This window comes from Acidovorax sp. YS12 (genome assembly GCA_021496925.1).
Lineage (GTDB): Bacteria > Pseudomonadota > Gammaproteobacteria > Burkholderiales > Burkholderiaceae_C > Paenacidovorax.
The window spans coordinates 666,784-681,025 of the sequence record CP053915.1 but is presented as its reverse complement, the minus strand read 5'-3'; the positions used below and the strand labels follow the sequence as shown (position 1 = coordinate 681,025).

General features: G+C 63.7%; 15 protein-coding genes. All 15 read right to left on the bottom strand.

Going from position 1 to position 14,242, the window contains the following annotated elements; all coding sequences use genetic code 11:
* Window positions 1–1,002, bottom strand: a complete 1,002-nt coding sequence (gene trbG / locus YS110_03255; GenBank protein ID UJB63850.1) for a P-type conjugative transfer protein TrbG — start codon at window positions 1,000–1,002, stop codon at window positions 1–3.
* On the bottom strand, window positions 999–1,703 hold the full coding sequence (locus YS110_03250; GenBank protein UJB63849.1) for a conjugal transfer protein TrbF: 705 nt from the start codon (window positions 1,701–1,703) through the stop codon (window positions 999–1,001). Before YS110_03250 ends, trbG begins: the two co-directional genes overlap by 4 nt.
* Before the next feature lie 12 nt (window positions 1,704–1,715).
* The gene (gene trbL, locus YS110_03245) at window positions 1,716–3,074 is read right to left on the bottom strand and encodes a P-type conjugative transfer protein TrbL (GenBank protein ID UJB63848.1); all 1,359 of its coding nucleotides are present in this window, start codon (window positions 3,072–3,074) and stop codon (window positions 1,716–1,718) included.
* On the bottom strand, window positions 3,071–3,370 hold the full coding sequence (locus tag YS110_03240; protein UJB63847.1) for a hypothetical protein: 300 nt from the start codon (window positions 3,368–3,370) through the stop codon (window positions 3,071–3,073). Before YS110_03240 ends, trbL begins: the two co-directional genes overlap by 4 nt.
* A gap of 11 nt (window positions 3,371–3,381) precedes the next feature.
* A complete protein-coding gene (trbJ, locus tag YS110_03235) occupies window positions 3,382–4,107 on the bottom strand; it encodes a P-type conjugative transfer protein TrbJ (GenBank protein UJB63846.1) in 726 nt (241 codons plus the stop codon).
* On the bottom strand, window positions 4,104–6,575 hold the full coding sequence (locus YS110_03230; protein UJB63845.1) for a conjugal transfer protein TrbE: 2,472 nt from the start codon (window positions 6,573–6,575) through the stop codon (window positions 4,104–4,106). The genes trbJ and YS110_03230 overlap by 4 nt, the downstream gene beginning before the upstream one ends.
* A gap of 12 nt (window positions 6,576–6,587) precedes the next feature.
* The gene (locus tag YS110_03225) at window positions 6,588–6,860 is read right to left on the bottom strand and encodes a VirB3 family type IV secretion system protein (GenBank protein UJB63844.1); all 273 of its coding nucleotides are present in this window, start codon (window positions 6,858–6,860) and stop codon (window positions 6,588–6,590) included.
* Window positions 6,857–7,249 (bottom strand): TrbC/VirB2 family protein, encoded by a 393-nt coding sequence (locus YS110_03220; protein ID UJB63843.1) that lies wholly within the window; start codon window positions 7,247–7,249, stop codon window positions 6,857–6,859. The genes YS110_03225 and YS110_03220 overlap by 4 nt, the downstream gene beginning before the upstream one ends.
* Window positions 7,246–8,262, bottom strand: coding sequence for a P-type conjugative transfer ATPase TrbB (gene trbB, locus YS110_03215; GenBank protein UJB63842.1), 1,017 nt, complete (start codon window positions 8,260–8,262; stop codon window positions 7,246–7,248). Before trbB ends, YS110_03220 begins: the two co-directional genes overlap by 4 nt.
* The gene (locus YS110_03210) at window positions 8,259–8,723 is read right to left on the bottom strand and encodes a CopG family transcriptional regulator (GenBank protein ID UJB63841.1); all 465 of its coding nucleotides are present in this window, start codon (window positions 8,721–8,723) and stop codon (window positions 8,259–8,261) included. Before YS110_03210 ends, trbB begins: the two co-directional genes overlap by 4 nt.
* Window positions 8,720–10,723 (bottom strand): conjugal transfer protein TraG, encoded by a 2,004-nt coding sequence (locus tag YS110_03205; protein UJB63840.1) that lies wholly within the window; start codon window positions 10,721–10,723, stop codon window positions 8,720–8,722. The genes YS110_03210 and YS110_03205 overlap by 4 nt, the downstream gene beginning before the upstream one ends.
* 217 nt (window positions 10,724–10,940) lie before the next feature.
* Entirely contained in the window at window positions 10,941–11,165 is a 225-nt protein-coding gene (locus YS110_03200; protein ID UJB63839.1) for an EexN family lipoprotein, read from the bottom strand.
* A gap of 26 nt (window positions 11,166–11,191) precedes the next feature.
* Entirely contained in the window at window positions 11,192–12,106 is a 915-nt protein-coding gene (locus tag YS110_03195; protein ID UJB63838.1) for a LysR family transcriptional regulator, read from the bottom strand.
* A gap of 42 nt (window positions 12,107–12,148) precedes the next feature.
* Complete coding sequence (locus YS110_03190; protein UJB63837.1) at window positions 12,149–12,535, bottom strand: diacylglycerol kinase; 387 nt, start codon at window positions 12,533–12,535, stop codon at window positions 12,149–12,151.
* Window positions 12,536–12,583: 48 nt separating this feature from the next.
* Window positions 12,584–14,227, bottom strand: a complete 1,644-nt coding sequence (locus YS110_03185; protein UJB67331.1) for a phosphoethanolamine transferase — start codon at window positions 14,225–14,227, stop codon at window positions 12,584–12,586.
* Between the last annotated feature and the right edge of the window lie 15 nt (window positions 14,228–14,242).

The following is a 14,242-nucleotide window of genomic DNA, read 5'->3' as shown; positions in this document are numbered from 1 at the left end:
TCAGTTCCTCCGCGTGCCGTCCGTGCGCTCGATCCGCACCACGTCGCCCTTGTCACCACCCAGGCGCAGCTCCGCCGCGCCAAAGAGGCGATCCACGATGTAGTACGGCGCTCGGAAGCGGTAGTTCACCAGTTGCCCGTCGCCCTGCGCACCGATCACGAACAGCGGTGGCAGCTCGCCTTGCGCGATGCCGGCGGGGAACTGGATATAGACCTTCTCGCTGTCATCGAAGGCGCGCAGCGGCTTCCACGGTGGATTGCTGCCGCTGATCGCGTAGCGGAAGCGGATCTTCTCCAGCGACAAGCCGGTATCGACCGGCGCGGCGGCGCTGGCCGCCTGCGCCTGGCGCTGCAAGGCCAGCATCTTGTCCTTCGGGTACTCCCACGACACCGAGGCCATCCACGTCTTTTCGGTCGAGGTCAGCTCCAGCAGATAGGTGCGCCGGCTGGTGGTGATGACCAGATTGGTCTTGAGGCCCGAGCGGATGGGCTTGACCATCACATTGACGCGCAGCGCATCGCCGCTGCCGCTGGACGTGTCGCCCACGATCCAGCGCACGGTATCGCCTGCGGCCACCGTCACCAGTTCCTCGCCCGGCTGGAGCGCGATCACGGTCACACGGCCCACGGCCGCATAGACCTGATACAGCGCGCCATCGGTGAAGGGCCACACTTGAATCGCATTGACATAGCCCTCGCGCGTGGGCGCGATGCGGGCCTCCGCGTTGGCGCGCGAGACGCGCACGGTTTCGTCGGCCGGTTCCGGCGCGGGCTTGGCGCCCTCGGCTTCGGGCAATGGCTTCAACTGCGCCGGCAGCGCCAGCGGCTCGGGCACCTTGACCACTTCCACCGGCGCGGGTGGCTCCGGCAGCGGCTGGGCCTGCACCGGCTCATCGAGCGAGATGGCCGGCGGCGGCTTGCCCTGCGTGGCGCAGCCGGAGAACAAGACAGCCGAAGCAAGCAGGATCAACGGCAAGGCGGATTTACGGAAAAGCGGATTCATGGCTTGGCTCCTTCGGAAGAATCCAGTTCGCGGCTCCACGACAGACCGTTGACGTAGATGCCCAGGGGGTTCTTGCGCAGGCGCTGTTCGGTACGCGGGGTCTGCTGCACGATGGAAATCACGGCGTTCCAGCGTTCAGTGCCCGCCGCGGCGCCGTTGACGAAGCGCCGTTCCGTCCAGCGCACGTTGAAAGACGTGTCGCTGGCGCGTGTCACGCTGGTGATCTGCACCGTCACCGACTCCTTGCCGATGCGCGCGAACGGGTCGTTGGTGCGCGCGTAGTCGTTGAGCACCACGGCGCCCTTGTCGGTGGTGTAGTCGTAGGCGTCGAGCCAGTTCTGGCGCACGACGATGGGGTCGATGGACAGCGAGCGCACCAGCTCGATGAAGCGGCCCAGGTGATAGGCCACCTGGGCATCGCTGGGCCGGTACGGCGTGGCGGCTTCGCCGACGGCGCGCACCTGGCCCGCGTTGTCCACTTCCACCACGTAGGGCGTCACGATGGACTGCGCCGAGCGCCACACCAGGCCGCCGGCCATCAGCAGCGCGAGCGTGAGGCACCCGAAGGCCATCAGCCGCCAGTTCTTCGCCTGCACGCGCGGCGAGCCGATACGGTCGTCCCACACCTGGCCGGCAGCTTGATACGGCGTGGCAGGCTGCGGCGTGTCGGCGTAGCGCACCTGCGGCTTCTTGAATCGCATGGTCAGTTCTCCTTATGAATCAGAATCGCGCAGGCTCGGCCCCTGGCCGGAGCCGCCGCCATCGCCACCGCGCAGCGTGTGGGCGGCAGTTGTGGCGGCATGGGTGAGCTGCTGGCGTCGGTGCAGGCGCTTCGCCCAGGCGGGCTGCTCCTGCGGCGTGGACGGCGGCGCGTCGCCGCTGGGGGCACCGCTCCCCGCTGTGGATGCGGACGCGGGCGCGTCTGCGCTGAACGCTGCGGCAGCACGTTCGCGGATCGAGCGCGCGCCTTGCGCCACCTTCTGCCCGGCCGCCTGCGCGCCGGTCTTGGCGACATTGCCCACACCGGCGGCAGCGCCCTTGAGGCCGCCGCCAGCGGAAGCGGAGCCGGCCTGGAACGCCGACTTCGCGCTGCCGGCGACCCCGGCGGCGGCACGCGCACCACTGCCGGCCAGCTTGGCGGCAGCCGGGGCCATGCGTGCGCCGGCAGCGACAGCGCCCCCGACGCCCGTGGCAGCAGCGCCCACGGCAACGGCAGCGCCCGCCGCGCCCAGCGCGGCACCGGCCATCGCGCCCGCTCCGAGCTGCGGGCCGCCCGACACCAGCCCGGTCGCTATGCCTGGCCCGAAGATGCCCAGCGCCAGCAGCGTCAGCGAGGCCAGCATCACGACGACCGAATGGTCGATGGACGGCTCGGCCGGTTGCACCTGAAACTCGGCGAACAAGCCCGAGCCGATGCCCACGATGACGGCCAGCACCAGCACCTTGATGCCCGACGACACCACGTTGCCCAGCACCTTTTCGGCGAGGAACGCGGTCTTGTTCCAGAGGGCGAACGGCACCAGCACGAAGCCCGCGAGCGTCGTCAATTTAAACTCGATCAGCGTGATGAAAAGCTGGATCGCCAACACGAAGAAGCACAGCAGGACGATCAGCCACGCGAGGAACATCACGACGATGGGCGTGATGTTCACGAACACCTCGGGAAAGCCCGCCATGTCGCCGATCTGGTCGAGGATCGGCGCCCCGGCGTCGATGCCGATCTTGGCCAGCCTTCCCGGATGCAGGAAGTTCTCCATGCTCAAGGTCGAGCCGCTGGCCGTCAGGCCCAGGCCCGCGAACGAGCGGAACACGATGCCGGCCAGCCAGTTGAAGTTGCCGATGATGTAGGCGAAGGCACCGACGTAGAGCACCTTGCGGATCAGCTTGGCGATCACGTCTTCGCCCTGGCCGGTGGCATGGCTCATTGCCCAGAACAGCCCGGCGATCGTCATGTCGATGACGATCAGCGTGGCGGTCAGAAACGCCACCTCGCCATGCAGGAGGCCAAAGCCCGAGTCGATGTAGCGCGAGAACGTATCGAGGAAGCGGTCGATGATGGTCACGTCATTCATGGCGAGTTCTCCTGCCCAGGCCCGTTGTCATCGGCGGGTTCATCGAAGCTGGGTGGAATCGGCGGCAGGTCGGCGAGCGTCTGGTACTCGCCGGGGCCGGCTTTGCCGGAGAGAAAGCGGCGCAGGTCGGCTTGGGCCACGTGTGCGCAGAACGCGCCGTCGTGCTCGCCCGCGCGGCATTGCGCGAGCAGCGCGTGCAGCCGGGACGGGTCGGCGGCCAGCGCATCCGCCGAAGGCGGCCGGTCGCAGCCGGTCAGCAGGGACGCGAGAGCGAACAGGACGGGCGCGTTCTTCATGGCCGCACCCGTCAGTGGTTGTAGAAATCGACGGACTGCGGCGTGTACGGCGTGCCGCTGCCCAGGAAGCGCCGCGTCACTTCGCGCCCGCGCTCGGTGGCTGCGGCCTGCCGCGCCAGCTCCAGTGCGGTGGCTCGGTCTTGCGTGATCTGGAGCCGCTGCGACTGGATCGACTGCTTGGCCTGCAAGGCGAGCAACTGATTCATGGCTTGCATCGCCTGCAACGCGCCTTCGGCCGATTGGCTCTTGCCCACGAGGTCGGCCAGCACGCTTTCGTCAACGCCCAGGTTCTGCGACACCTGCGCCTGCATCTGCATGGTGGTTTGCAAGCCGTTGAGCGTGTTCTTCCAACGCTCCTGCGTGTCGCGGTACATCTGGTCACCGCTGACGGTGGCGGCGTACTGCTCGGGATATAGGCGCGCGAACTCCCGATCGAGGTTCGTCATGTCGTAGGCCAAGCCGCGAGCCTGGGCGATCAGCCGCTCGGTCGTCGCCAGATTGGCGCGCAACTGGCCCACCACGCTGGACGGCAGGCTGGCGAGATTGCGCGCCTGGTTCATCAGCATCTGCGCTTCGTTCTGGAGCTGCTGGATCTGGTTGTTGATCTGCTCCAGCGTGCGGATCGCGGTCAGCGTGTTCTGCACGAGGTTGGTGGGGTCGATCACGACCCATTGCGCATGGGCGGTGGCGGTGCAAAGCATGGCCGCGACGGCGGCGGCGATCAGGCGCTTCTTCATGACAGGCTCTCCTGTGGGTGGTCGGTAGTACGGAGGGAACCCGGCACAAGGCCGGGAAACGAGGGCAGCAGGTCGGCCGCCCAATCGAGGCCGCGATGGCGCAGCCAGGCGCCCGCGAAGCCGGGTGCGCCGGCGTCCGGCGGCACGCGGCCAAGAACGTCATCAATGGCGCGCTGGTCTTGCGGCGTGGAAGCGCCCGCGAAGGCCAGCGTCGCCGGCCCCAGGTAGAGGTCGAACAGACGGTTGCCGAGGCGGGATTGGTAGTAGTAGTCGCGCTTGGGCTGCGCGGTGGCGACGATTTCGATCTGCCGCCGGTTGAGGCCGAAGCCCTCGTAGATCGTGCGAATCTGCGGCTCGGTCGCCTGCGGGTTCGGCAGGAAGATGCGGCTGGCGCAGCTTTCGATGATCGCGGGCGCGATGCTCGAATCCTTGATGTCGGCCAGGCTCTGGGTGGCGAAGATGACCGAGACATTCTTCTTGCGCAGCGTCTTGAGCCATTGCCGGATGCGGGCCGCGAACACCGGGTCATCCAGAAACAGCCACGCTTCATCGAGGATCAGCAGCGTGGGCGCGCCGTCGAAGCGTTCATCGAAGCGCGCAAAGAGGTAATGCAGCACGGCCATGACGGCGGCCTTGCTGTGCATCAGCTCCTCCATCTCGAAGCCCTGCACGTCGGCGTTGCCCAGCCGGTCGTGGTCGGCGTCCAGCAGCTTGCCGTGCGCGCCGCCGAGCACATAGGGCGCGAGCGCCTGACGCAGCGCGTTCGATTGCAGCAGTACCGACAAGCCCGTCATCGTGCGCTGCTCCAACGGAGCACCGGCGAGGCTGCCGAGTGCCGACCATATGGCGGCCTTCTCGTCCGGGCCGACCGCCACGCCCTCATGCAGCAAGCGGCCTTCGATCCATTCGGCGGCCCAGGTGCGGTAGCCCTCGCGGTCGATGCGGGCGAGCGGCTGGAAGGCGATTTCGCCATCCGTGCCCAGGTCGTAGTGCTCGCCGCCCAGCCCGAGGATCGTGGCGCGCATGGAACGCCCCATGTCGAACACGAAGATGCGCGAGCCGCGATAGCGGCGGAACTGCATCGCCAGCGTGGCGAGCAAGACCGACTTGCCCATGCCGGTCGGCCCGGCGACCAGCGTGTGGCCCACGTCGCCGATGTGCGTCACCAGCCGGAACGGCGTCGCGCCATCGGTGCGCGTGACGATCAGCGGCGGGCCGCCCAAGTGGTCATTCTTCTCCGGCCCGGCCCATACCGCCGACACCGGCATCATGTGCGCCAGGTTCAGCGTCGAGACGATGGGCTGGCGCACGTTGGCGTAGGCGTTGCCGGGGAGCGAGGACAGCCACGCATCCACGGCGTTGAGCGTTTCGGGAATGGTCACGAACCCGCGCCCCTGGATGACGCGCTCCACCATGCGCAGCTTCTCGTCGGCTGCGGCTGGGTCAGCATCGAGCACCGTCACCGTGGCGGTGAGGTAGCCGAAGGCGACTTGATCGCTGCCCAGCTCCTGCAACGCCGCGTCCGCGTCGGCGGCTTTATTGCTGGCATCGGTATCGACCAGCGGGCTTTCCTGCTGGAAGATCGTTTCGCGCAGTAGCGCGATGACGTTCTTCCTTTTTGCGAACCACTGGCGGCGCAGCCGGGTGAGTTCTTTTTCCGCCTCGGCTTTGTCCAGGCACAGGAAGCGCGTACTCCAGCGATACGCAAAGCCCAGGCGGTTGAGGTCGTCCAGAATCCCTGGCCAGGTCGAGGTCGGGAAGCCCCGCACCGACACCACGCGCAGGTGCTGGTCGCCCAGCATCGGTGCGAGGCCGCCGACCATCACGGAATCGGTCAGCAGCGCGTCGATGTGGAACGGCACCTCGGGCACCGCCAGCGAATAGCGCCGCGTCGAGATGGTGGCGTGCAGGTAGGTCAGCGTCTGGCTGTCATCGAGCCATGCGATTTCCGGCATCACGCCATCGAGCAGGTCAAAGACGCGATCCGTCTCCGCGACGAAGGCTTGCAGGCGCTCACGCCAATCCACGCCTTCGGTGGGCCGGTTCTCGTACAGCATCCCCGCCGCACGCGCGCGCGATTCCTCGGGCGGCAGGTACACCAGCGTCAGGTGATAGCCGCTCTCGAAATGGTTGCCCGATTCCTCGAACGCTGCGCGGCGTTCCTCGTCCACCAGCCACGAAAGCGGCTCGGGGAACTCCGAGTGCGGATAGTCGGCGGCAGCGCAGCGCTCGGCTTCGATGAACAGCGCCCAGCCCGAACCCAGCCGCCGCAGCGCGTTGTTCAATCGCGCTGACGTGGCGATCAACTCGCTTTGCGTGGCGCTGTTGAGGTCAGGCCCGCGAAACCGGGCCGTGCGCTGGAAACTGCCGTCTTTGTTCAAGACGACGCCCGGCGCGACCAGCCCGGCCCAGGGCAGCCAGTCGGCCAGCAGCGCAGGCCGCTGGCGGTATTCGGCGAGGTTCAGCATGGCGGCGTCCCCTCACACGTCCAGCAGCGGGCGATGCTTGATGTGTCGCGCAAAGACCTGCATGAACTGCGGATCGACGCGCGCTCCCCACACCGCCAGCGAGTGGCCGACGATCCAGAGCACGGCACCGGGAATCCAGAGTTGCAGGCCCAGCCCCACAGCGGCAGCCAGCGTGCCGTTGGCAATCGCCACGGTGCGCGGCGCACCGCCCAGCAAGATCGGCTCGGTGAGCGAGCGGTGCAAAGGCACCTCGAACCCCGCCGCGAAGCTATCCGGGGCGCTCATACGACAGCCCCGCCGGAGAAGCTGAAGAACGACAGGAAGAACGAGGACGCGGCGAACGCGATGCTCAAGCCGAACACGATCTGAATCAGCTTGCGGAAGCCGCCCGACGTGTCGCCGAACGCGAGAGCGAGGCCCGTGGCGATGATGATGATGACTGCCACGATGCGCGCCACCGGCCCTTGGATCGACTCCAAGATCGACTGCAAGGGGCCTTCCCACGGCATTGAGGAACCAGCGGCCTGCGCGGTGCCGGCCAGGAACAACAGCAGCGCGGACAGCAGCAGCCCTTGCCCCGCAGGGCGGGCCAGGCTGTGCAGCCGGGCCAGCCTCGGCAGCCGCGAGGGCGGATTTACGGAAACACGGAAAGCAGGAATGTGCATCTGCGTCATGGCAGTTCTCCAGAGTGGTTGAGGGACGGGGAAGAAAGGTCGGACTGCGAAGGCAGCTCGGGAAACGGCGCGTCCAGCGCGTCCGCCAGTTGGTAGCCCACGCCGTCGAAGCCGACGACGCGGGCGATGCTCTCGATGCGGCGCTTGTGCCCGCGCCCGGCGATGTGGATCACCACGTCCACGGCCTCGGCGATCAGTGCACGGGGCGGGTTCACCGCCACTTCGAGAATTAGTTGCTCCATGCGCAGCAGCGCACCCAGTGCGGAACCCGCGTGGATCGTGGCAATGCCGCCGGGGTGGCCCGTGCCCCACACCTTGATGAGATCCAGCGCCTCGGGGCCGCGCACCTCGCCGACGACGACGCGATCCGGCCGCAGGCGCATGGACGAGCGCACCAGCTCGGTCATGGACACCACGCCCGCGCGCGTGCGCAGCGGAACGTGGTCGCGGGCCGAGCATTGCAGTTCCACCGTGTCTTCGAGCACCAGCACGCGGTCGCCGGTGGCGGCGATTTCCGCCAGCAAGGCATTAGCAAGCGTGGTCTTGCCGCTGCTGGTAGCGCCGGCGATGAGGATGTTCTTGCGCTCGCGCACGGCGCGAACGAGAAAGGCTGCCTGCGCGGCGGTCATCACCCGGTCGATGACATACCGCTCCAGCGGGATCACACCGATGGCACGCTTGCGCAGCGCGAAGGCCGGCCCCGGCGCGGCAGGCGGCAAGATGCCCTCGAAGCGTTCGCCCGTTTCGGGCAGCTCTGCCGACAGCAGCGGCTGGCCGCGATGCACTTCCGCGCCGACGTGGGCGGCCACGAGGCGGATGATTCGCTCGCCGTCCGCTTCGGACAGCTCCACGCCCATCGGCGCGCGGCCCGACGACAGCCGATCCACCCAAAGGGTGCGATCGGGGTTGAGCATGATTTCCACCACGTCCGGGTCTTCGAGCGCAGTGGCGATCAGCGGCCCCATCGCCGTGCGCAGCATCTGGATGCGGCGGTCGAGCGATGTGGCGCTCATGACGCGCGCTCCTGCGCTTGCGCGGCTGCCGCCGCGTCCTCCATCCGCATCGGGTCGGGATGCAGTTCTTCCACCACGTCACGTACCAGGCTGCGCCCGCGCAGCAGGTGGCGCCCGAGTTGTTCGACGAACTGCTCGAAGCGCGCCTTGCCCTGGGCACGGGCCGCGTCTTGGTGCGCCTCGGGCACCGGTGTGCTGACGGTCAGGTAGTAGCGAACGAACAGCGCCAATGTCTCGATGGCGATGTTCTGGTCGCGCTCCAGGCGCTCGGCCTGCCGCGACAGGCGATCCAGCCGCTTGGCGATGGCCGCCTCGCGCTGGTCGGCCGCGTCCGGCGACAGCCAGGACGCCAAGGCGGCAGCGACAATGCTGGACTTGGACACGCCTTTTTTGGCGGCCAGTTCATCGAGCCGCTGGGCGTGCTCGGGCTGGATAAAGAGGTTCAGGCGGTAGTGGCTCATAGCTCGATTCCGTCGTTGGGGTCGAGGGAAGCCAGCCGGGCCGTGCGCTGCATGGCCGGATCGAGCTGGCGAGGAAGGGGAAGCGGCAGGTCGTCGTCGTCATCGAGCAGCCCGAGGTCGGCTGCGGGCGCGGCCAGCTCGGGGTCGTAGGCGACGGTTTGCGAGAGTTCGGGCTGACGGCGCGGGCCGCCGTCGTCGGTTGCGGCGCCGAAGCCTTCGGCGGTATCGGCCGCAAGCGCGGCGGGCACGGCAGGAATCGCCATCCCGCTCCAGTCGTCAGGGCGCAGCGGCGGCGCGTCGGCGTACTGTCCGTCCGTCAGCGTGGGCGACGGCAGCACGCGCCGCTTGAAATTGGCGTCCGCGTAGTAGCGCAGCTTCTTCGCCTTGATCGGCGCCACGCTGGACACCATCACCACCGCCTCGTCGGGCGGAAGCTGCATGACTTCGCCCGGCGTCAGCAGCGGGCGGGCCGTCTCTTGACGCGACACCATGAGATGGCTCAGCCACGGCGCGAGCCGGTGGCCCGCATAGTTGCGCTGCGCGCGCAGCTCGGTGGCGGTGCCGAGCGTTTCGGAAATACGCTTGGCCGTGCGTTCGTCGTTCGTGGCGAACGTCACGCGGACGTGGCAGTTATCGAGGATGGAATGGTTTTGCCCATACGCCTTGTCGATCTGGTTCAGGCTTTGGGCGATGAGAAAACTGCGGATGCCGTAGCCGGCCATGAAGGCCAGCGCCGTCTCGAAGAAGTCCAGGCGCCCCAGCGCCGGGAACTCGTCAAGCATCAGCAGCAGCTTGTGGCGGCGCTCGATGCCGTCGGAGCCATCGAGCGATTCGGTCAGGCGCCGCCCGATCTGGTTGAGGATCAGGCGAATGAGCGGCTTCGTCCGCGATATGTCTGAGGGCGGCACCACCAGATACAGCGACACCGGATGCTCGGCCGCGATCAGGTCAGCGATGCGCCAGTCGCAGCGCGAGGTGACTTCGGCTACCGTGGGATCGCGGTACAGGCCGAGGAACGACATGGCCGTGGACAGCACGCCCGAGCGTTCGTTGTCGCTCTTGTTGAGCACTTCACGCGCCGCCGATGCGACGACCGGATGCGGCCCATCGCCGAGGTGCGGCGTGGTCATCATCCGGTGCAAGGTCAGCTCGAACGGGCTGGCCGGGTCGGAGAGGAAGTTGGCGACGCCGCGCAGCGTCTTGTCTTCGCTCGCGTAGAGGACATGCAGGATGGCCCCGACCAGCAGCGCGTGCGAGGTCTTTTCCCAATGGTTGCGCTTCTCCAGCGCGCCTTCGGGATCGACCAGAATGTCCGCGATGTTCTGCACGTCGCGCACCTCATGCGCGCCGCGTCGCACCTCCAGCAGCGGGTTGTAGGCGGCCGACTTCGCATCGGTCGGGTTGAACAGCAGGCAATGCGAGAAGCGCGAACGCCAGCCGGCGGTGATCTGCCAGTTTTCGCCCTTGATGTCGTGGATCACGGCGGACGCGGGCCAGGACAGCAGCGTCGGCACCACCAGGCCAACGCCTTTCCCGCTGCGCGTGGGTGCGAAGGTCAGGACGTGTTCCGGGCCTTCATGCCGCAGGTACTGACGGTCGTGCTGGCCCAGGAACACGCCGGCCGGCTGCGTGAGGCCAGCCTTGCGAATGTCATCCGCGTTCGCCCAGCGGGCCGAGCCGTAAGTCGTGACCAGGCGCGATTGCCGCGAGCGCCAGATCGACATGCCAATCGCCACCAGCACGGCGGCGAGACCACTGCCGCCCGCAATAGCGCCGCCGATGTCGAACACGCGGGGCACGTAGGCATCGAAGAAGAACCACCACTCGAACAGTCGCCACGGGTGATAGACCGGCGTGCCTAGAAAATCGAACCACGGCGAGCCAAGGCGTAGCTGATAGCCCAGGGCCGCTGCCGTCCATTGTGTGGCGCTCCACACACCGGCGATCACGATGCCGAATACCACGGCGATCTGACCGAACAGCACGTTCGTCCCTTGCATAACCTCGCCTCCGATCACGGCACACGGAGGTGCCGCAGCACTGAGGATCAAGGCGTGCGTACAGGCCGGTCAAAGGCCGTTATGGCTGTGATTTAGGCCAAAAAAGCCAGATTTCTTGCAATGGCGAAGACAATAAAAACGCCGCGAGCGCGGGCGCGTTGCGGCGTATGGAGGTAGTAGCGAGAGCTTCGTCGTAGCGAAGCAACAGCGGCGGACGCTACTTCGTCTTTTGCTCCGGCCGATCACCGAAGAAGCGCCGATTGGCGGCCTCGGCCGCGCGCACGCAGAGTTCATCGCCGACCCTTGCGCGATCCTCCTTGCATTGGCGCTGGAGTTCCTTGATGCGGTCGGGGTGGGCCACAAGGAAGTCCACGGTTTCCGAGGGTCGAGATTGACCACATGCCGTTAGGGTGATGACCATTATCAGCAGCACTTTGTTCATGGTTCCCAGTCCTTTCGTCGAGTAAGTCAGGAATCTTCGGCCAGGTTCAGATTACCCCTTGCCTCAAGAAAGGCGACTCGTTCAATGAATCGGTTCAACATCTCGAAAGGTGCGGCATCACGGCGCAACAGATAGGTTGTCAGCATTGGCGGCTTGCCTGCCAAGGGGCGACCCACGATGCCTGACTCTCGACAAGAAGCTATATGCGCTGCGCCTGCTAGGCCCAAAGCCAAACCGGCGGAAACCAATGTCATCATCACGTCAAAGGTCGCCACGCGCTGGACTATCAATGGCTCCTGATCGAGCTTGCGGAGAAAACGATCGACTTGCCGTGCATGGCCTTCGCATACTGCTGGGTCGCCGAGCACCAACGGATGACGTAGTACTTCCTCCAACGGAACGCGCTTATGGGCGAGCAGAGAATGGCGAGTTGGCACCGCAACCATCAACTCGTCCTCCCAGGCGGGCGTGGCCAAGATGCCATCGCCTCCGTCTTCGGCCATTGAAAAACCTGCGTCATACAGATCTTCATGCAAACCCTTGATCTGTTGCCCGAGCGGCACCTCGAACAGACGTATCTCAACTTCGGGGTCCTCTTCACGGCATTGCGCCAGTAAAGTTGGCAAGCGTGAGGGAGTTACACCGTCAGACAAGGCAATGCGCAACTGGCCGCAAAATCCGTTGGCGGCAGACTTGACGCCATCACGGGCCTGATTCAATGCGGTAAAAATGCGCGGGACATGCTCCAAAAGCTGTCGCCCGGCACGGGTTAGTTGAGTGCTTCGGGTAGTACGAATGAATAAACGAGCACCAAGTTCCTCTTCTAATTCTTTGATAGTGCGTGAAAGTGGAGATTGGTCGATATGTAGTCGTTCAGCGGCGCGAGCGAAATGAAGTTCCTCCGCAACGATGAGAAAGCAGCGAAGATGTCGAAGCTCCATTGTGCTCACTCCACTTTAATTCGTCTAATTTCATTTGCGCGGCTAATTAATCAGCCTTTGCCAGAGTGCTGACAGCCAAACCCCCCCGGTCAGCAAAGTGGCTAACAGCACGGCAGCGCTTCCCATGTCCTTTGCACGCTTTGATAGCTCATGCCATTGAGGGCCAATACGATCAATCGCCGATTCCACAGCAGTATTGAGTAGCTCCACAATCATCAAAATAAGGATACTTCCTGAGAGAAGAGCGACTTCGACCCATCCCTGCCCCAACCAGAAGGCCAATGGGACCAACACAAAGGAAAATACTGACTCAAGTCTAAAAGCCGGCTCATTCCATCCAGCGCGCAATCCCTGAATTGAGTAATGGGACGCATGCCAAATTCTCAATATTCCTCGGCGAGATTTTTGTTTATTTTCGAATGCGGGCATGCGACTCAGCTGGGATTGTGTGTTTTTTATCTTTCATGAGAACAACTCTTATATATTCTCATCATCACAGCCAAAGAAAAAATCGAAATTCCTATCGTACTCACTTGTTTTAACCTGCATTAGCCCCAAGACAGACGAAAACAATGCGTCGTGATTCGCATAAGAGCGGGCTCGCTCACTCAAACAGCCAATATTCAGCCCTCGACTTTGAGTAAACGTTGAAGAGAACCACATAACCAAAGGAACACGAGTCTGCTCTTGTGGAGCAATCGCATAAGGCATGCCGTGCAGAAAAAGTCCCTTCTCGCCCAGGGATTCGCCGTGATCCGAGACGAATATCATAGCTGTGTCGTAGTCGGAAAGGCCCTGCAATTTTTTAATGACTTGGGTTAGGAAATGATCTGTGTAGAGAATAGCGTTGTCGTAGCTATTCACAATCTGTTCGCGGGTGCATTTCCCCATTTCCGGTGTGTCGCATGTTGGGATGAATTTTCGATACGCTGCTGGGTATCGTTGAAAGTAGCTGGGGCCATGATTTCCAAGCTGGTGCAAAAAAATCACACGATCACCGGGATTTTTGCGAGCCTGAGCTGGTAAGTCTTCAAGCAAAATCTCATCGAAACACCGACCATCAACGCATAAAGAGGGACTTTGTGCATTCCCTAGGCTTTGATATTCGAGACCATCGCACACCCCTTTGCAACCTGACTGGTTATCTCTCCATAATGTGGTAATACCGGCGCGCTCCAGAACATGCAGTAAGGATTGGTGTGAGCGAATCTTGTCTTCATCGTAGTTTCGGCGACCAAAGGACGAGAACATGCAAGGCACAGAAACCTCGGTATTAGTTCCACAGGAGTGCACGTCGGAGAAATTGATCACACCCATCTGAGTCAATTGAGGCGTTGTTTCGCGTGCATAGCCGTTCAATCCCCAGTTTTGGGCGCGAGCCGTCTCGCCTACGACAAAGACTAATAAACGTGGCCGACTGCCTTCGGGCCTGACTGTTGCAACGGCATCAGCTCCAATGGGTATTTTTTCGGCGGACTGCGTGATAGAGGAACCTGTCAGTGCCTTCGGCAAACCCACCAGATAGTTTCCCGGTGTAATCAAGTATCGCACTTCGCGATGATTTCTCATCAGTGCGGACATGTCCTGAAATGACAGCATGACACCGCCCGAAATCATCAGTGTCGAAAGCAGCATCAATCCCATACGCCACACGGTTGCTTTCAGCCAAGTACGCCCGAGCAATCGGATTCGCCAAAGAAAAATAATCGGAACTACTGCCAGTAGGCTTAGTGGAGCAATCAATGCAGGCGTCAGTAGCTCGCGACTTTCCTTGAAGTCTGTGGCTAGAACATTGCGCAACATGCTCGAATCGAGGTAGATATGAAAGCTGCGCATGTAATGTGTTGCGAGGGCAGAGGCAACAAAAAGCACCGCAAGTAAAACCTTGGCATTCCAGCGCCACACAACCAAACTCAACAGCAGACTGTGAATGCCCACCAGAAACAGCAGTACGGATGTACCCATGCGTAAGCTGGACTGGACGCCTAAGGCGCTACTCCAAAATAGACCATTGCAGGCTAGTGCAAAGAAAATACTGGTCATCAAGATCAGCCACTCGACGCTGCATTGTGGTCGCCAATGGCTTAGGTCCTTGAGGTTTGCAGTTCTGAATCGCGGCATCAGACCGAGAGCCTG